General features: G+C 52.3%; 6 protein-coding genes. All 6 read right to left on the reverse strand.

Annotation, left to right across the window (positions count from 1 at the left end):
* On the reverse strand, positions 1–8718 hold the full coding sequence (locus tag B5D23_RS04370; RefSeq protein ID WP_078684188.1) for a hybrid non-ribosomal peptide synthetase/type I polyketide synthase: 8718 nt from the start codon (positions 8716–8718) through the stop codon (positions 1–3).
* A gap of 91 nt (positions 8719–8809) precedes the next feature.
* On the reverse strand, positions 8810–10819 hold the full coding sequence (locus B5D23_RS04375; protein WP_078684189.1) for a TonB-dependent receptor: 2010 nt from the start codon (positions 10817–10819) through the stop codon (positions 8810–8812).
* A 57-nt stretch (positions 10820–10876) separates the two neighbouring features.
* Positions 10877–11575, reverse strand: a complete 699-nt coding sequence (locus B5D23_RS15335; protein WP_431830564.1) for a 4'-phosphopantetheinyl transferase family protein — start codon at positions 11573–11575, stop codon at positions 10877–10879.
* 85 nt (positions 11576–11660) lie between these two features.
* Complete coding sequence (locus B5D23_RS04385) at positions 11661–21476, reverse strand: non-ribosomal peptide synthetase/type I polyketide synthase (protein ID WP_159445909.1); 9816 nt, start codon at positions 21474–21476, stop codon at positions 11661–11663.
* 204 nt (positions 21477–21680) lie between these two features.
* Entirely contained in the window at positions 21681–22448 is a 768-nt protein-coding gene (locus B5D23_RS04390) for an ATP-binding protein (protein ID WP_078684192.1), read from the reverse strand.
* A gap of 58 nt (positions 22449–22506) precedes the next feature.
* Positions 22507–24414 (reverse strand): anaerobic carbon-monoxide dehydrogenase catalytic subunit, encoded by a 1908-nt coding sequence (gene cooS, locus B5D23_RS04395; RefSeq protein ID WP_078684193.1) that lies wholly within the window; start codon positions 24412–24414, stop codon positions 22507–22509.
* Between the last annotated feature and the right edge of the window lie 2 nt (positions 24415–24416).

Genomic DNA, 24416 nt, shown 5'->3' on the forward strand with positions numbered 1-24416 from the left:
TTATTCTCCAGTAGGTTGAAGGGCTGGGTGTTTTTGTGCTTCGGGAGCTTGGGCCAAGAGCAGTCTTTCTTTGCATGGAGCAAAAATGTCCGCGTTGATGCGTGGAAGAGGCACTCCTACTTTTGCAAGGGCGTCTTCTAACGCCGAGAGATTCCATTGTGAGGGAACAGGGAATTCAGCCTCAGTTTTGGGCATCATGGGGAGAAGTGGCGTCAGCGGATTGTTTGGGTCCTCTGCGCAGGCCTGTGCAAGGCGGGAACGCCAGACAGGATAGGGGATCAGTTCGATTTTTTTAGAGAAGTCGCTGACGCATTCATTGAAGGGTTTCATGGTGGGGTTGAGCAGGTTCCATGTTGTGCCAGCCGCTGTTGGGGCGAGTGACAGTTTCACAAGCGCGTGGGCTGCGGTGTCGACAGGAAGGATCGCGACCGGTGTTGCGATGTCTGGAGCACTCCCAAGGAGAAGGCAGGCTTGGGCTAGGCGACTTGGAAAATCAAGAGAATTGAAAGCGCCTGTCCGGCTGTCTGCCCACAGTGTTCCCGGGCGGAATATGCTTGTCTCCAGTCCGCGTTCTCCAGCGAGGCGAACAAGGCGTTCGGCAACCCATTTGCTTTGAGGATACCCGCCGTAAATTCCAGACGCGAAGTTTTGGGAACTCGTTTCGGTAATGCTTTTCCCTGTACTGCCCGCAGGGGAAATTGCGGCCGAGGTTGAGACGTAGACAAAATGGCTGCGCGTCTCACCCGACGTGGCAAGGCGAAGCGCCTCCAGTGTTCCGCCAACGTTTGCAGCGGCGAGAGCTTCATACGGGTAAACGTACTGCACGCGGGCGCCACAATGGATAATGATGTCTGACTGTGTCGCGAGCGAAGCAAATGTCTGGGCATCAAGGCCAAAGCGTTTTTTTTCGAGGTCTCCCGGCAGAACCGTGATTCTGTCCAGAACGTGTTTTGGCAGAGAGACTCGCGTCTTGAGGGCTGATTCGATTCGTTTTGCCCCGTCCTGTTCATCCTTTGCACGAACAAGGCAGTAGATTTGTGCTTTTGTGTTCGAGAGGAGGGCCTCAAGGATGCCTGTCCCCAAAAAGCCTGTTGCTCCTGTCAGGAAAATACCCTCAGGCTCAGCTTTGGAGCGTTGAGGAAGGGACGCGACCTGAATGTCGTCAGGAAGCACTGCGAACTGCGCAAGCTGTGCTGGCGTTCGAAGCTGGTTGCTGTCACTTGAGGGCTTCGTTTCTTCTGACAAAAGAAGGGCCAGAGCCGAGATATTGGGGTTCTCAAATATTGCGGCAAGAGGAAGTTCCTGAGAGAGGCGCTTGCGAACCTGAAGGACAAATCTGGCTGCGAGTAAAGAGTCTCCACCTGCTTCAAAGAAGTCTTCATTGATGCTGGAGAGCTTTTGTCCAAGAATATTTTCCCAGATTTCAGCAAGGATCAGCTCTGTCTGCGTCGTTGGTTTGCAGCATTGGGGGGCCGTTGCCTGAGTGGGCTTCACCTGAGGAAGAGCTTTGCGGTCAAGCTTTCCATTTGCCGTGACCGGCAGCTTTTTGAGGCAAACATAGGCTGCCGGGAGCATGTATGAGGGCAGGAGGGTCTTGAGATGAGCGTGAAGCTCTTTCTGTGCTGATGCGCCATCGCGGTTTGTCTGCACATATGCAATAAGGCGTCTGTCCCCTTTTTGCTCCCCCTGTACGAGGACGGTTGAAGCAGAAACTGAATCGTGTGAGTTGAGCGCGGACTCAATTTCGCCCAACTCAACACGATGTCCTCGGATTTTTACCTGGAAGTCTTCGCGCCCCAGGAATTCCAAGGTTCCTTCATCCATATAGCGACCGAGATCTCCTGTTTTGTAGAGGCGAGTACTGGTACGCGGATGAACAAGAAAGCTTTCAGCAGTTTTTTGTGGATCGTTCAAATATCCAAGGGCAAGTCCGTCACCTTCAATGAAAAGTGAACCCGGTACCCAGTCTGGGCAGGGGCTGAGCTGGCTATCAAGAACATGAAATTTTTGATTCGCCATCGGTCGGCCGTATGGAATGCTGGAACGCTTGCTATCGTCTGCCTGAATGGGGTGGAGGATTGACCAGATCGACGCCTCTGTTGCACCACCAAGGCTGATGACAGCGCATTCTCCTGTGAGAGCCTGAAGCCTTTGCGGGATGTCTGTAGGAATCCAGTCGCCACTCAGAAGTGCGAGGCGCAAGGTCGGTGAAAGGCGTCGCGAGCAATTTTCGGCATATTCCACAAGCATTCGGATAAGGGCCGGGGCAGAGTTCCACACCGTGATCCCTGCTGTGAAAAGAAGCTGTCGCCAGTGCTCTGGTTCTTTTGTTTTGTCAGCGTCTGGCAGGGTAATCGCTGCTCCGGCAGCAAGTGCACCAAAAATGTCATAGACAGAGAGGTCAAAGCTGAGATCGGAAAGGGCAAGGATGCTGTCCTTTTCGCACAGACCAAAGCGGGTGTTGATATCAAGGATGGTATTCACCGCTCCCCTGTGGGAGATCATGACGCCTTTGGGTTCTCCTGTAGAACCTGAGGTGAAGATGACATATGCCAGATCGTCAGGATCTGTCTGGACAGAGGGAAAAGCGCATGGCCCTGTCTCTGGAAGCGTGTCAATTTCGATTTTCTCTACGGATGCAGGCCATTCCTGTTTTGCAAGCTCAGAGTGACTGATGACTTTTGTGAGATGCGCTTTTGCGCAAATGGAGTCTCTCCGTTTGGCAGGCATGTCCGGGCTGATAGGGACATATGCGGCTCCTGACATGAGGATGCCAAGGGTCGCGACGATCTGTTGCCAGCTTTTGTTCAGGCAGATTCCGACACGCTCTCCCTTTTGGCATCCGGAAGACAAAAGCGTCTGGGCAAGGGCTGCGGCCCTGCGGCCAAGGCTCTCGTAGGTCAAAATCTTTTTGCCCTGACTCACGGCAACGCGAGCGCCATGCTTTTTGAGCGAATTCAGGAAAAGTGTATGGAGCAGTTCCGGGGAACGAGGTGCTTCTGTTGCATTTGCCGCTTGCCGTGTTTTGCGCTGCTTTTCTGGAATGGTGCAGAGACGGGGGCGATTCCATTCCTCGGGGGAGCGTGCCAAAAGATCAAGCACGTCCCTGTTGCTTTGGAACATCGCCTCAATCATGCCCTCAGGGAAAAGTCCTTCAACATGATCCCACATAATAACCAGCTCATTCTTTTGTTCAAAAACCTGATGGTCCAGCCAGACCTGAGGGGTCTGACTTTCACTGTGCACCAGTTCGCCCATCAGTGAATCAAGCTGATTGGTCTGTCCCCCTGAAATGTTTGCTGTGAAGACAACGGGCATTGTTGCCCCAAGTTTTCCGCCGCTTTTGGCGTTCATGTCCCGGATGACCTGTACGCCGTTGTACTGGCTGTGCTCCAGATCTTTCCACAGCTGCTTTTGAAGGCGGTTCGCCCTTTCCAGAAAAGAGTCTCCCTGTCCACCAGCTTCGAGCAGTGTGATAGAAGTGAAGTCTCCAACAATATCGTTGACCTGTGGGTGATAATTCCGACGGTTAAAGAGCGTGAGGTTAATGCAAAACGAGGTGTTTGTGCTCCATTTTCGAAGAACTTCTGCGTAGACGGCAAGAAGGAGGCAGGACGGTGTTAGGCCATGCTCCTGTGCCAGCTCTTTGAGTCTGGCCCATGTTGTGTGCTCAATCGTGCAGGAGCTTCGGGAAAAGCGTGGAGTCTGGATGCTTGAAAGGCGGCGAGCCAGTGGGAGGGCCGGGGGCGGAGCAAGCTGTTCAAGGCGTTCTCTCCAATACTGTCGGGCTGTTTTCCACTCTGGCGTGTCGCTGATTTTCTGATCTTGCTCGATGTAGTCTTTAAAGCTCAGCTGGAGCGGTTCAAGTTGAACTGTTTCGTCTTCATATAACGCTTTTAGCTCCCGCATGAGGATTGTGATGCTGTGGAAGTCCGCAATAAGTAGGTCAAAGCTGACGTGAATTCGGGTGGAGTCCTGCATACGGGACGCTTGAATTTCAAACAGTGGCCAGCGTGAGGCGTTGTGCACCAGGTGCGCCATTGATTCTCTTGTGTTTATAAGACGGTTTTGTGCTTGCTGAGTAGTGATCTGGCGCAAGTCTGTCTGGGCAATGACATAGGGCGGAACCACAGGCAGGATTTGCTGCTTTCCTTCCGAAAGGAAGTAGCAGCGGAGCATACCGTGGCGCTGGATAAGCTGATTCCATGCCTTTTCAAAGCGGCGCAAATCAAGATTTGCGATGTCGAGTTCAAAGTAGGTATGGCAGGCCACGCTTCCAAGTTCCACGCTTTCGGTGCGGCCAATCCAGTAGGCATACTGAATGTCGGTGAGATCGAACGGTTCATTTGCCGTTGCGGACCGGACCGTGAGTGTCTGGGGAGCGTTGGTGTCGGAGCTGTTCTCCTGAAGTTCAATCAGGCGCTGTGCGAGCTGCTCAACAGTTGGATGAGAGAAAAGTTCACCGGGACCAACATGAACGCCAAGCTTTTTGCTGAGCGACTGTGAAAGGCCAAGGAACATGAGAGAGTCAAGGCCAAGGGAAATGAGGTCTGCGGAAGGCTCGGGCTGTCCTTCTGGCAGGCGGAGCGTTTTTCGAATTTGAGCCGCGAGAGAGCTTTGCAGGGTTTCAGGATCGCAGCGTTCAGGAATGTCGTCTGCGTCTGTCTTTCCAGAATTCTCGGCCCGCGTTTTTGCTGAGTGGAAGATTTGCGAGTCAGCAAAGACGCCCGGAGAAAAGTGCTCTGGATCCGTGTCTACAACAAGTGCGGAGGAAAGAGGACTCTGGAGAAGAAGCTCAAGCGCAGAAAGGCCTGTTCGAGGGGGCATAACCCGTATGCCTTTGGATGCGAAAAGAGCCTTGAGGCCCGGAGTCTGCGTCATGCCAGCGTCCCATGCGCCCCAGCTGATGGAAAGAGCTGGCAGGCCTTTCCGGTTTCGCTCCAGAGCGAGAGCATCAAGAAGTGCATTTGATGCTCCATATGCACTCAGCCCCTCTGAACCAAAGAGAGAGGTTATGGAAGAGAAGAGAACAAAGATGTCCAGATCCAGATTTTCTGTGGCCTGACTCAGCCAGTAGGCTCCCATGCCCTTTGTCATGAGCGCCTGAATGTATTCCTCTTGCGTGGTCTCCGCGTTGGTCCCGGCGAGATGGAAAATTCCTCGTAAAGGAGTTGATTCGTGGTCGAGTTCTCTCAAGAGTTCCTCGACGGCATGACGCTGGCTGATGTCGCAGCAGTGGTGCTGGACTGTGACCCCTACTGCTGCAAGAGCCTGAATGACTGCCTGCGTTGCCTGTGGGGCTTTGTGCCGACTTACAAGGTCGATATGGCGTGCGCCACGAAAAGCGAGCCATTCTGCAAGAGTTCTGCCTATCCCGCCAGTTCCACCGGTGATGAGGTAGCGGGCATCTTCCTGGAGCTGGAGCGGTGCGGCCTCCGGAATTTGTGCTTTTTGAAGAACAGGGATCAGAAGCGAACCCGCACGCAGCGCAGACTCTTTAGGGAGCGCATTTGAAAAGAGCAGTTCGCGCAGAGCGTCCAGTTCTGGGGTCTGAGCTTCTTCCAAATCAAGAATGCGAATATCATGCTGCGGGAATTCGCTCCGAATGCAGCGAAGAATGGCCCATGCCGCATGCTGAAATGCCGAAAGAATTTCCTTGGAGCTTGTCGCCTGTGCCCCCTGTGTGACGAAGACAAGACGGGTTCCAGTCGAAATTTGTGAGACAAGAGCTTTGAGCTTTTGGGTTAGCTGGTACAGCTCAAGTGCCTCTGAAGCGACAAATTCTTTGTGCGCTCGTTCTGTTTGGGGAATAACGCAAACAAGTCCATTTGTTCCTGTGAGTGGAGCTGACGGAAGAAGTTCATCCGAAGGCTGTGAGTTGAGATGTGTTTCAGAAGAATTCTTTTGCGATGCGAACAGTGCTGTTTCTCCAGAAAAGAGCCATGTCGCATCAGCGCTGTTGTCTTTTTCAATGGTGACAGGCTTCCAGACAAGATTCGAGAGCATCTCTTTGCAATCTTCTGAGGCGTGTCGTGCTTTGGAAACAGTCGGCTTCTGCCTGAGCCAGTGGCTCTTTTTCTGGAACGCATAGGTTGGCATGGGGACTCGATGACCCGCAGGGAATGCCTGAATTTTTTCCCAGCACAGTGAGGCGCCTCTTGTGTAGAGCTGGCCTAGCGCGTCAAGAAGCTGGGCGAGGGCTGGTGCTTTTCTTCGTGCACAAGGGATTGCTGTAACGGCGTTTTCCCCTGCGCACTGCGTGAGGAGACTGCTCAGAACGGGATGGGGACCAAGTTCCAGAAACGTCGTGAATCCAGTCTCAAAAAGTGTTTTGAGACCTTTGGAAAAGAGCACGCTTTCGCGAAGATGCTGTCTCCAGTACCGAGGGCGTGTCGCCATCTCTGCGGTAATGAATTCACCTGTGCGATTGGAAATATACCGAAGCTGTGGTGCTGCAAGCTGGAGCGAGGCGACCTTTTTCTCAAACTGGTCGAGGATTGGGTCCATAAGCTCCGAGTGGAATGCGTGGGAGACCGAGAGGCGACGGTAGGAAATATTTTTCTCATCAAGAACGAGGCACAGAGCGGCAATCGCAGAGAATGAGCCGCTAACAGTCAGGCTTTCTGGGGCATTGACTGCTGCAATGACCAGTGGCTCTGGATGTGCTTCACAAAGCGTGCGTACCTTGTGCTCTGTCGCAAAGATCGCGACCATAGCTCCGGGAGTGGAGATTGACTGCATCAGTTCGGCTCTTGTCGCCACAAGTTCAAGAGCATCTTCAAGGGTGAAGACTCCGGCGAGTGTTGCGGCAACATATTCTCCAAGGCTATGTCCAATCATGGCCTTGGGCTGAATCCCCCAGTTCATCCATACTTTGGCGAGAGCGTACTCATAGGCAAAAAGGGCAGGCTGGGCATAGCGTGTTTTCTGGAGTGCTGCGGTCTGCTTCTCTGAGAAAAGAAGTTCTGTGAGTGAGACGCCGAGGCGGGGCGTAAGGATTCTGGCGCATGCGTCCAGCTGCTGGCGAAATTCTGGAACGCTGTCATAAAGCTCTTTGCCCATGCCTGTGTAGTGTGAACCCTGACCAGTGAACAGGAAAACAGGCTGTAAGGATGCTGAGGGGGGAGTGCTGTAGGTGCGAGAATTTCGTAGCTTTTCCCGAAGCTCCTGCATTGAATGGGCTTGCACAGCAAGGCGGTGCGAAAAGTGGGCACGACCAGAGCGGGAGCTAAAGCACCAGTTGGTGAATTCGGACGGGTCTGTGTGCGCGATTTCTTCTGTATAGCGGGCGCTGAGATCGTTCAGAGCCTGATCGTTTTTGGCAGAAAGGACAAAAAGGTTCTCGGAATCTTTGGGAAGCGTAGCATGCTGTTCTGCGGGGGCTTCTTCCAGAATGAGATGTGCGTTGGTTCCACCAATACCAAAGGAACTGACTCCTGCCCGTCGAGGGAACCGGGAGCTTTCCCAGGGGCGAAGTTTTTCATTCACGATAAAGGGAGACTCCGCAAAATTGATTGCGGGGTTGGGGGCTGTAAAATTGGGCGTCGGAGGGAGTTCTTTATTTTTGAGCGCAAGGGCAACTTTGATGAGGCTTGCAACTCCTGCTGCGGAGTCGAGATGACCGATGTTTGCCTTGACTGAGCCAAGACTGCAAAACTGTTTTTTGTCAGTATACTGGCGGTACACTCTGGTGAGTGCCTCGACCTCAATGGGGTCGCCAAGGGGCGTGCCCGTCCCGTGTGTCTCAATGTATGAAATGCTTTCTGGAGGGAGGGCGGAAAGTTCAAGAGCTTCCTGAATGACGCGCATTTGTCCCTCAAGTCCCGGCGCTGTGTAACCTGCCTTGCGTGAACCGTCGTTGTTCACGGCATTTGCTCGAATGACGGCCCAGATGTGATCTCCGTCGCGCTCAGCATCAGAAAGACGTTTGAGAACGACGGCTCCGGCGCCATTGCCAAAGGTTGTTCCGTTTGCTTTGGCATCAAATGGTCGGCAGCACCCGTCAGGAGAAAGAATCATTCCTTCGTGGTACACAAAGCCTGTTTCCTGCGGGACAACAAGGGCCGCTCCGCCCGCAATAGCCATGTCGCTTTCTCCACTACGCAGGCTTTCGCAGGCAAGGTGCGTTGCCACGAGGGAGGTCGAGCAGGCGCACTGAACGGTCATGCTTGGACCTTTCAGATTAAATTTATATGAGATTCTGGAGGCGAGGTAATCTTTGTCATTTCCAATGAGTTTTTGGAAATCCTGCGGAGACCCCGCGTCGATGTAGGGAATGGAGTTGAGTCCATACAGGTAGGTGCTCATTCGCGTCCCGGCAAAAAGGCCTGTGGGAGCCTCAAATGTGCCCGGAGCGTAGCCTGCTTCTTCTAAAGCATTCCATACGCATTCCATAAACAGGCGCTGTTGGGGATCGAGAAGAGCTGCTTCCTGAGGAGAAATTCCAAAGAATTCTGCATCGAATTTGTCGATGTCTTCAATAATACATGCCTTGGGAATATAGGACGGGTTGCTGAGCGTTTCGGAAGAGACGCCAGCATTGCGAAGCGTCTTTTTGTCAAAAGTGCGAACAGAGTCTTTGCCTTCTCGTAAGTTTTTCCAGAATTGTGCGGTGTGCTGAGCGTCTGGAAAGGAACACGACATGCCTATAATGGCGATTGATTCAGGGGCGAAATCCTCTGTGGATTCATGCGGAAAAGAGCGAAGCTGTTCGTCCATATTTATCTCCAGAAAGCGCGCAGGCTACCTTTGGCCCCTGCCTCGAAGAACACGGGGCAGGGGCGTTTTTATGGCTCGTATGAGTGGTTGGTTACAGGAAGTGATAGGTCAGGCAGAGACCAACGGCTCGGGGCGGGCTGGCAACAGCATAGCCACCGCCAAAGGCACCCTTGAAGTCGTATTCTTTGTCAAACAGGTTTGTTGCAAACAGATAGACGTCTGCATTTTCGAATTCCCAGCCGATTTTTCCGTTCACTGTTGCGTGAGTAGGAATGGAGTGCTCGTTTTCGCTGTCCAGATAGACTTTTGAGCTGCCGAGAACTTCGCCGCGGGCAAAGAAACCAGAGCTGTGGCGATACTGAGCACCAACATTATAGGTGTAGTCAGGAACGTAAGGCAGGCGGTTTCCTTCGTGGTCGCCATTGGCGTCTTCAAATTCGCCGTAGCGCATATGCGTGTAACCAGCGCTTGCAAAGAGTTCCAAACCATCAAGAGGCATCCAGCTGATTTCGGTTTCAGCACCCCATGCCCGGGTATCTCCTGAGTTGTCGATGTAGGGCATGGGATTCATTGCGGTTGGGACGTACTGCTCAACCTGAACGTCTTTGATATCGTTAACAAAGAAGGCAAGGTTTACTTTCAGCGTATTGTCGAAAAGCATGTTCTTGGAACCGATTTCGTAGGCCCAGAGTTCTTCTTCATCAAAGCTGTTTTTGCCTGCTGGCGGGGTGTAGCTGTTGAATCCACCTGCGCGGTAGCCGCGGGCAACGCTTGCGTAAATCATGCTGTTGTCGTTGAAGGCGTATTCAAGAGCGATTTTTGGAGAGAAGGAACTCCAGTCTTTTTCGTCAGAAAATGTCTGGCTATCAAAGTCGGAAGTATAGGAATCGTAGCGAAGACCGCCGCTGACACTCAGGCCGCCCCAGATGGGATATTTCAGGTGGGCAAAGAGAGATCTGGTGTCTGTGACGTCCTGTGTTTCGGTTACCATTTTGAATGGGATCGCTTCGTACTGGACCCGGCGATCAAAGCGATCGTAGTAGCCACCGAGCAGGAAGTTGACACCATCGTTTGTATAGCCCAGCCGGATTTCCTGACTCAGGTCATTGTATTTGTCGTATTTATGAGTCTCGCCGAATTTCATGGGTGAGAAATCGTAGTCGACCATGTAGTCTGCGTCTGTGTAACGGCGAGCAGAAACAGACGTGATACTCCAGTTTTTGTTGATGTCGTATTTGATGTGCAGGGCCTGATCGTCAATGGAAGAACGGTTGTAGCCGGGAGTGTCTGTGTTGACATGCCGTTCATCGTCTGTAGGCCATTTGTACATGGAAAAGCTTCCTTCATCATATTTGAGATAGGAAGCAAAGAATGTGATATCGAGGTCGTCTGTCGGCGTGAAACGAATTTTGCCTCGTCCTGAGTAGTTCTTTTTGTCGTCGACATAGTCGTCGTCAAAATCATTTTTTACCCAGCCATCACGTTTGTAGGTGTTACCTGCAATACCAAGATAGAGCTTGTCCTCAATGAGTGGTCCGGCGAGGTTGCCCTTGAGGTGATACATGTATCCAGAACCAACTTCGAGAGTCCCTGAGCCTCGAGGTGTATTGTCTGGGCGTTTGGTGATGATGTTAATGACGCCACCTTCACTGCTTCGGCCATAAAGAGTTCCCTGTGGGCCACGCAGGACTTCGACGCGTTCAATGTCATACATGTCTGAGACAAAGCCGAGGTTCGAGGTGACCGGGACATCATCAACGTACATTGCGACAGATGAAACGTTGTTATGCGGGTCAGAACGAATACCACGCAGAGTAGGGAAGTTGATAAGATTCATGCCACCGGTATAGAAACCGAGGTTAGGCACTCGTTTTGCCAAATCCTGAACGAAGTCGACCTTGGCGTCTTCGAGCTGGACGTCTGTAAAGGCCGAAACACTCGTTGGGATTTTCTGGACATCCTCTTCTTGCTTGGTCGCTGTGACTGTGATCCCTTCAAGGCGCATACTTCTTTCGTTTGTTTTTTCTTCTTGAGAAAAACCAAGGTGTGGAGTGGCGAGAAGGAAGCACAGAGCTAAGCCAAGTGCTCTTCTGGAAAACATGAACTCTCTCCTTGTGCTAGTTGAACATGATTCTCGAAATCAATTAGACCTGTAGAGTTAGTGCTTTTTTCCATGAAAGACTGTTCTGTTTGGGTCAAATATGTTCCTCATTCGACCAGGAGAGACTGAGGCTGGAATGAGAGCGAGAGCGCATGAGGTGTGCTGAAACGCGTTTGGTAAAAAAAGTGAGCAGTGGGGTTGCTCGTTGTTGCTGGGACAGACACGGACTTCTGGTTGAAACTGGACTTCGAACGACTGTAATGACTGGTATAAACCCTGTCCTGTTGCTTTGACGACGGCCTCTTTACATGTCCAGAGCTGGAAAAATGCATGTAATTGAGCGTGCTTGGGGAGCGCGCGGATATAGTTTTGTTCACCGGGATGGAAAAGGCGAAGGAGGCCGTCCAGTTCGTCGAGTTTTCGAATGCACTCAACGTCTACTCCTATTTCGAGAGAGCTGTGGCAGACTGCTATGCATATGTGCGTTCCAGAGTGGGAGAGATTGAAAGATATTGGGGAATCCGTGAGAAGAGAGGGTTTGCCTCGTCGTGAGAGTGCAAACCTGAGTGCCCTTGGATTTTCTGCACAGTAGCGGGCAAGCAGCTTTCGGAGAAAGCCATGCGCAAGACCATATGTCTTTGCGTTACTCTGCGAGAAAAAAGAGCAAAATTTGCGGGTTTCTTCATAGGACAGGAGTTCGAGGAGTGCGTTTTCGGTCGAGAGGCTGTCGCAGGGGACGAGGTGCCAAAAATGCACCTCGTCCTTGCGCGGCAGCTCGAGAGTTGAAGGCAGACCCCCTGTGCTCTCAAGGTGCTGAATGTTCAATTGATGCTCCGAACGGTTAGCGGCGACGGCGGGATCGAGTTTTTGCCCGGCGACGTGCTCCAACAGAGAGTCCAGAGTTCGGTACGTTATCCTGATTTTCTGCTGTCAGAGATTCTGCAAGGAGCTGTGCCGAGGGATACAGGAAGAAATCTGCAATAGGGATTTCTTTCCCAAGACTTTCCCGAAGCTGTGACTGGATCTGCACCAGATGGAAGGATGTCAGTCCCTGTTCGAAAAAGTTGGCGCCGGGGTCAACATGCTCCGCGTTGAGAGCGCCTTTCATGGCGTGCATGATTGCATTGAGCAGAGGCGATGACTCCGATGGAATCTGAGACGGTGTAGGTGTCTTTGCATGAATGGCTGGCTCTGGGAGCTGCTTTCGGTCAACTTTGCCATTGGCTGTTATGGGGAAGCTTTGAAGTTCCATGATGCTTGAAGGAATCATGTAGCTTGGAAGCCTGTCTGTAAGTTCTTCCCGCAGCTCGGTTTCATTGAGCTTTTCGGCATGAGTAGGCAGGACATACGCCGCAAGAGAGCTTTTTCCTTCTGAGTCTTTCCAAAGGATGACAAGAGCCTCTCTGACTGCAGAGGAACCCTCCAGTGCGGATTCAATTTCGCCAAGTTCGATTCTATGGCCTCGGATTTTGACCTGATGGTCTGTCCGTCCCATAAATTCAAGCTCACCTTCCGGGCGATATCGTGCGAGGTCTCCTGTACGGTACAGACGCTCACCAGTCTGAGGATGCTGAATAAAGCTCTCGGCTGTTTTTTGAGGGCTGTTCCAGTACCCAATGGCAAGGCCTTCTCCTGCTATGTACAAGTCTCCAGCTACCCATTCCGGGCAATGATCTCCGTGAGTATTGAGAACATACATCTGCTGGTTTCGCATGGGGCGTCCATATGGAATGCTCTTCCAGTTCTGATAATGCTCAGAAATGGGATGCAGCACAGACCAGATAGATGCTTCTGTGGCACCGCCAAGGCTGATGACCTGAACGTGTTCGGCATATTCTTTCATGTTGGCTGGAAGATCTTTTGGAATCCAGTCGCCACTGAGCAAAGCGAGGCGAAGGGAAGAGGGAAGACGCTTCGAGCTGCCATTCAGATACGTGATAATCATTTGCATGAGGGCCGGGGCACTATTCCAGATACTGACATGATGCTTATGCATTTCTTCAATCCACAGCGCAGGGTCATTGATGTCTGACTGCGGGATGACAATGGTTCCTCCGGCGAAGAGGGGACCAAAAATGTCGTAGACCGAAAGGTCAAAGCCCAGACTTGAGACGGCAAAAACTGCGTCCTCTGCTGTGACATTGAATCGGGAATTGATGTCCGTAATGGTGTTGACTGCGCCCCAGTGGCTGATAGCCACGCCCTTTGGCGTTCCTGTAGAGCCTGACGTGTAGATGATATACGCAAGGCTGTCTGGGGAGGCGTGCCTGATTTCTTGGAGCTTTTCTGTTTGAAGAGCGTCTTCGATGTGATGCACGCTGACAGTGTCGGGCCATGAGATGCCCTGCGAAACTGACGCACTCGTCAGAATATGTTGGACTCCAGAATCCTTGAGGATAGCCGCGAGCCTTTGAGCTGGAACAGGAGGGACGAGGGGAAGGTAGGCCGCACCTGCAAACAGGCATCCCAAAACAGCGAATATCTGTTCTGGGCCACGCTCCAAAAGAATCGCAATGGGCTTTTCTTTCTGAGCGCCAGCCTGCGTCAGGGAAGCTGCAACAGATTTTGCCCGATCCATGAGTTCTGCATAGGTGAACGCGTCGTTTCCGCACCGCACAGCGCATGCCTTGGGGCTTTTGCGAGCCGTTTCAGCGACATGCTCGGTTAAGCTCTTTTGGGGCTGCGCTTCGTGTGTTGCGTTAAGCTGCCGAAGACGTGTGAGCTGGCTTGGTGGAAGAGTCACAGTCGCGTTTTCAAGAGATGTCTCGTCGTCCGCAAGTGTTTGCAAAAGTCTTGTGTACGCCGAGAACATATCCTGAGGAACATTTTCGGGGAACAGAGGCTCAATGAAGTCCCAGTTCGAGACCAGTGCTCCATCAAGCTCATACACCTGATGGTCCAGCCAGACCTGTGGTGTCTGGAATATGCTGTAGGTCATTTCTCCAAACTTCGTCAGGACTGCGGCATCGTGACCGACACTGCCCATAAGCGCGCTTGTAAAGACAACTGGCATGAGGGCTTCTGTGCCTGTCCCGTTCTGGTGCGCAAGGTCTCGCATGACCTCAACCCCACCATACAGTTTATGATCGATGTCATCCCATAACTGGGACTGGTCTTTCTTTGCGTTTTCGAGGAAGGATTGTCCCCCTGATCTGTCTATTTCGAGCAAGTTGAGCGAGGTGAAGTCACCAACAACGGCATCGATTTCTGGATGAAGTGGAAGCCTGTTGAACAGGGTCACGTTAACCGTGAAGCGGGGAGCTGAACTCCAGCGGGCCAAGACTTCTGAATAGGCAGAAATCAGCAGGGATGACGGGGTGATTCCGGCCTGTGATGCTTTGTGCTTGAGCTTGCCCCATGTCTCGACATCAAGCGTGTTGCTGAGTCTCGAAAAGCGCGGCTTAGCGATTTGTGACGGGGCGCAGGCAAGGGGAAGTTCTGGCGCAGCAGGGAGGCTCGAAAGTCTCTTCTGCCAGTATGCTTTGTCCTCTTCATATGCCGGAGAGCTTTTCAGTTCCTGTTCGGCAAGGATGTAGTCCCTGAATGTGAGCGGAATAGGAGAAAGCGTGTGCTCTGGAGTGTGATAGAAGTCTGCCCATTCCTTGAGGAAGGTAAAGAGACTCCATGCGTCGGCAATGACATTGTCGATGTCGATGTGCACTCTGACTCGCTGCTCTGGGAGCAGGGAAACCCGAATGTCAAAGAGCGGCCAGAGCTCAGAAGAAAGGGTCTGGTGAGACATTTCTTCCCGCGTTTCAAGAAGGCATCGCGAGATGGTCTCCCGATTTTCATTTTGCAGGTCGTTTTTCACAAAGGAATATGAGGGGACGTGCTCAAGAATGCGCTGTGTCCCGTCCTTGTTTATAACAGCCCGCAACATGGGATGACGTTCGATGATTTTTTGCCATGCCGTCTCAAGCCGGGCGATGTCCAGTCCTGTGTTTTCAATTTCATAATAGAAATGAGCTGATACATTTCCAAGCTCAAACGCCGTGTTGCGCCCCAGCCAGTAGGCATGCTGGATATCTGTCAGCGGGAATGGTTCATGGGTGGCCGACGCATCAGGAATAAGCTGTGGGAAGTGCCCTGTGTTTGTCGATTGCACTGAGGCGTTTTTGAGGACGGCATGGAGTTCCCGAACACTCGGCGCTGTAAAGATAGCGTTAAGTGAAAGCTCAACTCGAAGCTCCTTGCGTACTGCTGCAACAAGGCGGGTCGCGAGCAGGGAGTCTCCTCCCGCTTCAAAAAAGTCGTCAGTTGGAAGTAGGTCCTTAATGCCAAGTACTCTGCGCCAGATTGTAAGAAGTTTGGCCTCTTCTGACGAGAGAGGTGCCGCGCTCGCGGATTTTGACGCGGTATGCACAGGCTTTGGGAGCGCTTTCCGGTTTACTTTTCCGCTGGGGGTCAACGGGAATTTATCCATAAAGATAAACTCAGAAGGGACCATGTACGCAGGGAGTTTTCCCCGCAGGTACTGTTCGATCTGAGGAATCTCTTTGAGCTGGCGAACGTATGCAACAAGGCGTCGGCTTTGGCCGGGTTCTCCTGTTGCCTGAACGACAGCATCAAGCACGTCAGGATGCTGTTTGAGGCTTTGCTCAATTTCTCCAGGTTCGATGCGATGTCCGCGGATTTTAAGCTGAAAGTCAGCTCGTCCTATGAACTCGATGTTTCCGTCAGGCAGGTAGCGGCCCAGATCACCCGTGTGATACAGGCGTTCCCCTGTGGTTGGGTTGGTGACAAAGCGCTCGGCAGTCCGTGCGGAGTCATTCCAGTAGCCCAAAGAAAGGCCTGCGCCCCCGATGTAGAGATGGCCTGTTTTCCACGGTGGGCACACACGGAACCGCTCATCCAAAACCATGAGCTTTTGGTTGGTGAGTGGGGCACCGTATGGGATTTTTATGGCATCAGCTGTGACGTTTTCTGTCGGGTAGCAGATAGACCATATTGCGGCTTCTGTTGCTCCACCAAGACTGGTGACATCGGTTTTTTTGAATTTTTCCCGAATGTGGACAGGCAGAGCAACCGGAATCCAGTCGCCACTGAGTAAGACGTGTCTCAGGCTCTCGGGCGGCAGGGTTTCGCTTCCATCAAGGTAGTCCACGAGCATTTGCATGAGCGCAGGAGCAGAGTTCCAGATAGAGACAGCATGCTGCCGCATGAGCTGGATCCAGTGGGCTGGCTCTCGCCGAAGTTCTGGCTCAGGAAGAACAAGCGTTGCCCCGGCAGCAAAGGCTCCAAAGATATCGTACACAGACAGGTCAAAGTTTAGATTGGAGACCCCAAGGATGACATCCTCTGCGGTGATTCCCATCCGGGTGTTTATGTCGAGTACGGTGTTAACGACACTTCGATGGTCCTGCATGACCCCTTTGGGCTTTCCAGTCGAACCGGACGTGAAAATGATGTACGCCAGATCACTTGGTGAGCTTTGAGAAACGCCTTTTGCCTCAGGATCTTGAGGCTCATTTGCATTCAGGGTCAGAGCTGTGACGCCCTGAGGCCAGCTCTGGGCTGCAAACTCTGCCTGCGTCAAAACCATTTCAACCTGTCCGTCTTCAAGAATTGTCAGGATACGGTCCTGTGGCTGATCGGCTTCTACTGGAAGATAGGCTGCGCCTGTTTTGAGGATCGCCAGTGCTGCGCATATCTGCTCCCAGCCTTTATGCATAAGGATGGCAACGCGCAGTCCTGATTTGATGCCGCTGCTGGTCAAGCTGTTTGCGACTCTGGAAACATGCTGGTCAAGCTCGTGATATGTGAATTGCCTCTGACCGCTTTTGAGAGCAATTTTGTTGGGGTGCTTGTGCACGGACTGCTCAAAGAGACCGTCAAGAGTCAGGGAAGGGATATCCTTTTCCTTTGAATTCAGTGCGTGAATAGTCTCAAGGTGCTGCTGTGGCGCAAGATTGCCGACAGGCTCTGCCCATGCGTCTTTGGAGTGGGCCAACATTTCAAGCAGGGAAACATAGGCGTCCCGCATTTCTTCCAGCATGCCAGCTGGGAAAAGTGATTCGACATAATCCCAGTTAAAGTGAAGCTCGCTGTTTTCTTCAAAGACTTGGTGATCGAGCCAGACCTGAGGCGTCTGGGAGATGCAATGTGCAACGTGGGCGTCAACTCTGGATGGCAGGAATGCGGAACCTTTGCGGACGTTGCTCAGTGGGAGCAGGCTGGTAAAGACAACTGGCATGGTCTTGGGGGCGTCTTCCGTGTGCCTTTTGCGCATTTCACGCAGAACAGTGACAGCTGAGACCTGGCGATGTTCCATGTCTTCCCAGAGTTGAGTCTGGAGTGTGCTTGCTCCTTCTGCAAAAGGTGTGGAGTCCATCTTGGCTTCAAGGAGTGACAGGGTCGTAAAGTCTCCAACGATGTGTTCAATTTTTTCATGGAGAGGGAGACGGTTGAACAGTGTCAGGTTGAGAGAGAAGTGGTTAGAAGAACTCCATGCCGCGAGGACTTCACTAAACGCTGCGAGAAGAGCCGCGGAAGGCGTCAGGCCATGTGCTGATGCCTGTTCCTGAAACGCTGCCCAGCTTTTTGAATCAAGTCCGCCTCGCAGGCGGGAGAATGAGGGGCAGGAAATTGAAGAAGGTGACTGCGCTAGCGGAAGATCTGGTGCCGGAGGCAGGCTCTCAAGTCGCTTGGTCCAGTAGTCGAGATCCGCGAGATAGCTGTCCTGTTTTTTGAGAGCACTTTCTGCAAGCACATAGTCGCGGAAATGAATGCCGACATCGTGAAGCGTAACCTGCGGGTCAAGATAGAGCGCTTCAAGTTCATCAACAAGAATCATGAAGCTCATCCCGTCACCAATCAGCATGTCGAACGTCAGGTGCACTCGGGTTTGATTCGCCGGGAGTACAGAGGCCTGAACGTCAAAGAGCGGCCAGATTTGAGGATCACTGACCTTGTGGGACAGCTTGTCACGAAGCGCAAGCAGCTGCTTTTCCCTCTCAGAGTCAGAAAGCTTCTGCATGTCTCGCATGTGTAGCGTGAACTTTCCGGGAGATTCCAAAACTCTTTGGGTTCCATCTTCGGCAAAAACAGCCCGAAGCATGTCATGCCGATCTACAAGCGCGTTAATTGCCTGTTCGAGCCGGGGAAGGTCGAGGTCGCAGACGTCAACTTCGGCGTAGACCTGACACGAAACACCGCCCAGCTCCATGTCTTTCTGGCGTCCTGCCCAGTACGCGTATTGGACATCTGTCAGAGGGAACGGATCAAACTGATGCTCTTCGTCAGGCGTAATTGCTGGGAAATGTGTTTCAGGAGCTGCGTCTTTGTTGCCCTCGAAGCTGTCCAGAAGGTATTCCGCCAATGCTGTGAGGCGTCGTTCAGCCAAAAAGGCCGTTAGGGGAACCGCGAGCTTGAGATCTGCATCAATTCTGGATTTCAGCTGAACTGCGGTGAGGGAATCAAGCCCCATTCGGATGAGCGGGCGCTCTGATTCTCTGATGTCCTCTGCTGGGATTAAAAGAATACGCGAGGCGATTTCCGCAATATGTGTGCTCAGAATAGTCATCTTTTCTTCTGTGCTGGGCGCCGTCGTGAGCTGCTCACCAAGAGAACGAGTTGCTGACGCAGTGAGAGAGGGAGACTGACTCGTTTCGGTGTTTGGCGTGATAATGCTGAATTCTGCGGACTGGTTTGGAGTGACGTTAAACCAGTACCGCTTTTTGTTGAAAGGATAGACCGGAAGAGGTTCTTCAAGGGTAGGGACATCGCTGTAGTATGTGTCCCATGCGATAGTGTGGCCTGCAAGATATGCGTAGCCAAGAGCCTGAGCTGTTGCGCCAAGCCCTTTTTCGTTGCGGCGCAAGGGGGCTATCCAGATGTGATTTTCTTGAGGCTCAATGCAGGTTCGGCCAAGCCCCGTGAGCACGGGATGAGGACCTACTTCGATGAAGGTCGTGATGCCCTTGCTCTGGAGGCGTTGCATTCCCTGCATGAACAGAACTTCACTCCTGATATGGTTTTTCCAGTATTCAGGAGACATGAGAGCCGAAGCAGAAGCGACATCGCCCGTAACATTGGAAATGATGGGGATTTGGGGCGCAGAGTATGAAACCATTGAGGCAATCGCTTCAAATTTGTCCAGAATAGGTTCCATAAGGGAGGAGTGGAACGCGTGAGAAACATGGAGCTTGACGCTGTTGATGTCTTTGGCGTTGAGCGTCTCCAAGACGCGAGACAGAGCGTTTTCCGGACCACTCAGGACGGTGTTGTGCGGACTGTTTTCGGTGGCAAATTCAACGGAATTTTCCGAAGCTAAAAATGGAAGAATGGTCTGGCGGTCTGCAAAGACAGCGGCCATTGCACCGCCTCTGGGAAGGGACTGAATAAGGCGGCCTCTGGCTGCGACAAGCCGAAGGGCATCTTCGAGGGTGAAGACCCCTGCAAAGCATGCTGCTGCATATTCACCGACACTGTGACCCATGAGGAGGTCTGGAACAATTCCCCATTCTTTGAGTTGAACAGCAAGTGCGTATTCCAGTGAAAAAAGTGCAGGCTGGGTTATTGCTGTTTCATTGAGCTGGTCGGCTTTTTCGGCGTCGTGGAAAAGAATGTCGAGCAGGGATGCATGGAGATACGGCTCAAGGATTTTGTCGCATTCCTGGAGTGTTGTGCGGTACGTGGGGAACGTGTTGTAAAGCTCGCGTCCCATACCAAAGTATTGGGCACCCTGTCCGGTAAACAGCAGTGCGGTTTTTGAATGGCTTTGAGTTTTGCTGACCGCGATAGCCGGGTGCGAGGTGCTGGACGCCAGCTCGCTCAGGTGGGCGCGCATTTCTGCTGTTGTTTGAGCTGTTATGCTGGCCCTGTGAGGGAAGTGTGCTCGCGAGCCGTTGGTCTCTTTGCAAATTTCGTCGAGAGGGTCAGTTCGTTTTGCAAGGGCATGTGCATAGCGATCAGCAAGCTTCCGGAGGTCTTCTTTCGTTCTGGCTGCAAGGCAGAGCACCGTGTCTTCTCGGCTGGAGCGAGGGACTGTTGCCTTTTCTGGGGCCTCAGAAAGAAGAATGTGGGCGTTTGTTCCTCCAAAGCTAAAACCACTGACACCGGCAATTCTTGGGTGGGATTCAGGCGCTTCCCACGGAGTGAGCTGCGTTGGAACCGTTGCCGGGATAGCGTCGAGATCAATAAGCGGATTGGGTTCGGAGAAATGGAGGTTGCCGGGAACCTTTTTATATTTCATGGAAAGGAGGACTTTGATGATTCCTGCCATGCCTGCGGCCTGCTCAAGATGACCGATGTTGCTTTTGACAGAGCCAAGAAGCAGGGGGGCTGTTCGTTCTTTTCCTAGAACCGCCCCTGCGGAGGAGATTTCAATGGGATCGCCGATTTTTGTGCCAGTGCCATGAGCCTCAAGATAGGAGACTTCTGCGGGCTGAATTCCTGCCCGTGAAATAGCGTCCGAGATGACGCGTTGCTGGGCATCACCGTTAGGAACTGTCAAGCCGTTGCTTTGGCCATCCTGATTGATTGCTGACGAAAGAATGACACCCCAGATACGGTTCTTGTCCCGTTTTGCATCTGCAAGGCGTTTGAGAACCAGAACGCCGCATCCTTCTGAACGGACATAGCCATTGGCTGATTTGTCGAAGACTTTGCAGCGTCCGTCAGGAGCCATGAGGTTTGCCTGTGAAAAAATGATGGTCATTTCAGGAGACAGAATCAGGTTGATGCCGCCAGCGAGGGCAAGGTCTGATTCGCCATTCTTGAGGCTTGAACTTGCGGTATGGACTGCAACAAGGGAAGAAGAGCACGCCGTATCAATGGTCATGCTTGGCCCTTGTGCCCCAAGGAAGTAGGAAATCCGGTTGGCAAGAATGGAAGAGGATGCGCCTGTTCCACTATACAGGTTGAGCTGTTCTGGAACGGAAAAGAGCATGCGGCCGTAGTCACTTCCACTGGCACCAATAAAGACACCCGTTCTGGAGTGCTTTATGCCGTTGGGGTTGATGCCTGCCTGCTCCAGGGCGTTCCATGCGACTTCCAAAAGAATACGCTGCTGTGGGTCCGTGGAAAGTGCTTCGCGAGGCGATATGCCAAAGAAATCAGCATCAAAGCAATCAACATCCTGCAAAAAGCCGCCTTGATTGGTATTCATTTTCCCGGGTTGCGGCGTGCCTTCTGCATAAAATTTGTTGGCATCAAAGCGGCTGTGCGGAACAGGTGTAATCGCGTCTTTTCCTTCCGTGAGGAGGTTCCAGAAGTTTTCTGGGCCTTCACAAGCCCCTGGGAATTTGCACCACATTCCAACGATAGCAATTGCATCATCTGAGGCCGGATTCTGAGAGGAGGTGCTTTGCTGTGATGCGTTTTCTGTATGCGGCTGAGTGCTGCAACTGATGGGCTGCGGAGCCTTTTGAGGCTGAATGATTGCCTCTGTGAGGCTGGAGATCGTTGGGTGATCAAAGCCAAAGGTCGAAGGTAATGAGAGGTCAAAAGCTGTATTCAGCCCTGTGATGATCTGAAGAAGTTTCATGGAGTCAATGCCATATTCTGCAAAGGGTCGGGACTCATGAATTTCATTTTCCGCGCGTTGAGAATGCCGGGCTACTGTGTGAAAAAGCCACTCCGTTATTTGTATCCTTTGAGATTCCGCAGAGAGTTCTTCTTGCGGATATTCATCTTCAAATCTTTCCTTATCAAGCATTGCTCTCCTCCATAAAACGACAATGAATATGAAATTGAAAATCAAATTCATAATGAAAAGAGCGGTGCTTGTCTTATCCGAAATGAAAAAAGGGAACAGAAGGGGAGGGACTTGGTCTATGACGAGAGGGGGGGGAAAGCGTGAGACTCTTCGGCGCGATCTGGGCTAAGAGCCTCACATGTGAATGCACTTGTGCGCTATGCGTTAGTCTAATTTTTCCCTGAGTTTTTTGAGGATATCGCGTGCTGATTCTACAATATCGCCCTGTAAGTCGTAGGGGGCGATGTTTTGCATATCGGCCTGACGGACATCTTCACTCAGGGGCATGATGCCAAGCAGTTCTCCATCAGGGAGATTGGCACGAAGATAGTCTTTTTCTTCTTGGTTCCGGACTTTACTTGCAACGACAAACGTTTTTTTGAGACCGATGTCAGCTGCGAGTTCTCGAATCATGCGTGCTGTCTGTAGGCTTCGGGAACCAGGTTCGACAACTGTAATAAGAGCATCTACAGAATCTGCTGTTCCTCTGCCAAGATGTTCGATACCCGCCTCCATATCCATGATGACGCTTTCGCCTTTCTTGAAGAGAATGTGCTTCATGAGCGTCCTGACAAGGGCATGTTCTGGGCAGATGCACCCTCCACCACCTTGTTCTACAGTGCCAAGGAGGAGCAGTTTAATGCCTTTATGCTCGATGGAGTATGTGTCTGGAATATCTGCAACATGTGGAGTGAGAGAAAACATGCCGTCCCCTTCTGCTCCGGTTCGTTGCGTCGCGAGTTCTTTCATTTTGGAAATGGGCATGGTCGAGGCAAGCTGCTCAGGAGATATGCCAATGGCGGAACCGAAATTAGCGTCCGGATCGGCATCAATGGCGAGAACGGTCTCCCCACAATCAGCCAGCAGGCGCGCAAGGAGTCCAGCAAGAGTTGTTTTCCCCACGCCGCCTTTTCCTGTGATAGCTATTTTCATATGAGCTTTCCTTGATGCGGCCCGCCGTCGCAAAACGACGGACCGAGTTGACGTCCCTTTAGATACCGAGCCGCTGTCGCTTTTCGAGAATGGCTTGGTAGAGTTTGTTTGCCGCTTCGACCGGGGCTTCCTCGGGAATGAAGTAGCCCCCAAAGAGTTCCTTGGCGTCTTCGGTGAGAACCTTAACAACGCCGGGTGCTCCTGTGATCTGCGGCATAACGCCTACATGTGTAGGGAATCCAAGCGCAACGGCCCAGCTGCCAATTGCGACGGCCTTCTCGGACATCAGCTCTGGAGCTGATGCAACAATTGGCAGATCGCTCAGGTCGACGTCGAGGGCTTCGGCAAGGGCTGAGGCGACCAGAGCGGCCCGGGAGTTATCCACACAGGACCCCATATGCAGAACCGGAGGCAAGGGGCCTTCCAGTCCTGCGGCCTCGCCAACCAAAGTGAGAATCTTGAGCAGGGATTCGCCGCAAAATTCCTTTGAAGCCTCTTGTGTCATCATGCCGTTTTTGGCAAAAGCGCCCGCACCACATCCGGTGGCAAGCACCAGAACATTTTGAGCCAGCAACTCTTTCACGACGGTCATGTAGGCGTTGTCCTGCTTGACCCTGACGTTGTTGCACCCTGCAAAAAGTGCCACGCCTTTAATGTCACCGCTTACGATGGCATCGATGAGTGGTTTCAGAGGTTCTTCCGGGTTCACGGCGGCCAATGCGGAGACGATTGCTTCCTTACTGAACCCAACAATGGCTGTTTCTTTCACTTGGGGAATATTGACCCGTTCGGGATCGCGGCGTTTGTATGCTTCTATGGACAGACGGACGATTTCAGTGGCTTTCTCAAGGGCCTCTTCTTCACTGAATTCAATGTGGCGAGTTCCCGTAATTTTGTTGTCGGGCATGGTTGTGATTATTTCCGTATGGAAACATGCGCCAACAGAGGCAATAGACGGCATGATGCACTGAACATCCACGACCATGGAATCAATAGCACCAGTCATAATGGCGATGTCCTGAGACAGGTAGTTGGTGGCCAGAGGAATGCCGCGTCGAAGCATAACTTCGTTGCCCGTACAGCAGACACCCACCACATTGATGCCTTCTGTTGCTCCTGCTGCAATGGCTTCTTCATTGAGCTTTATGGCCATGTCGCAAACGACTTCACTCAGCAGGGGGTTATGCCCGTGCAATGCGATGTTCACCGCATTTTCTTTAAGCACGCCAAGGTTGGCCTTTGTGATGACGGGCTGAGGCGTGCCGAACATAATGTCGGACAGCTCCGTAGCAAGGACCATACCTGTGTAGTCGGCCAGAGCACCACGGATGCCGCCAAGCAGCAGGTTAACGTGGTCGCTGTCACATCCGACATGCGATCGCGCCATGATGTTGCTAATCGTGGCGTCGATGTTGTGCGGCATGACGCCAAGCTCTTTGAGCTTCTGAACTCTTTTGGCTGGCAGGGTTTTGGTAAACCAGGAGCAGCCTTTCGAGTTGTCTTGATTCATGTAGTCGTTGAGAGATGTCTGGGCAACGTCGTGGGCGATTTCTTGAGTCGAGCGCCCCTCGGTCTCTACACCAAGCGTGCTGGCAACGGCCATCAGTTTTGTTTCATCTTTGATGGAGTATGCTTCAAGACCATGCTTGCTGAGATGCTCCATAGCCAGGGCGATGTGTCTGCCATGCTCGGAGTGACTGGCTGCACCTGCGGCCTGCATGCGAATAAGATTGCGAGCCACGATGACCTCGGCCGTGGCGCCACAAATGCCGCGGTCTGCTCCTTTTCCAAAAGGATCAATGCGGCAGGGACCTTTCCAGCAGATTCGGCAACAGACGCCGAGTTCACCAAAACCACACTGGGGCTGCATCTTTTCGTAGCGGTCCCAAGGGGTTTCAATACATTCTTTCTTGGCCAACGGGACAAGTATGTCCATTGATTTGTCGATAGAAAAATTTTGGGTCATGG

Origin of the sequence: Desulfobaculum bizertense DSM 18034 (assembly GCF_900167065.1) — a bacterium.
Lineage (GTDB): Bacteria > Desulfobacterota > Desulfovibrionia > Desulfovibrionales > Desulfovibrionaceae > Desulfobaculum > Desulfobaculum bizertense.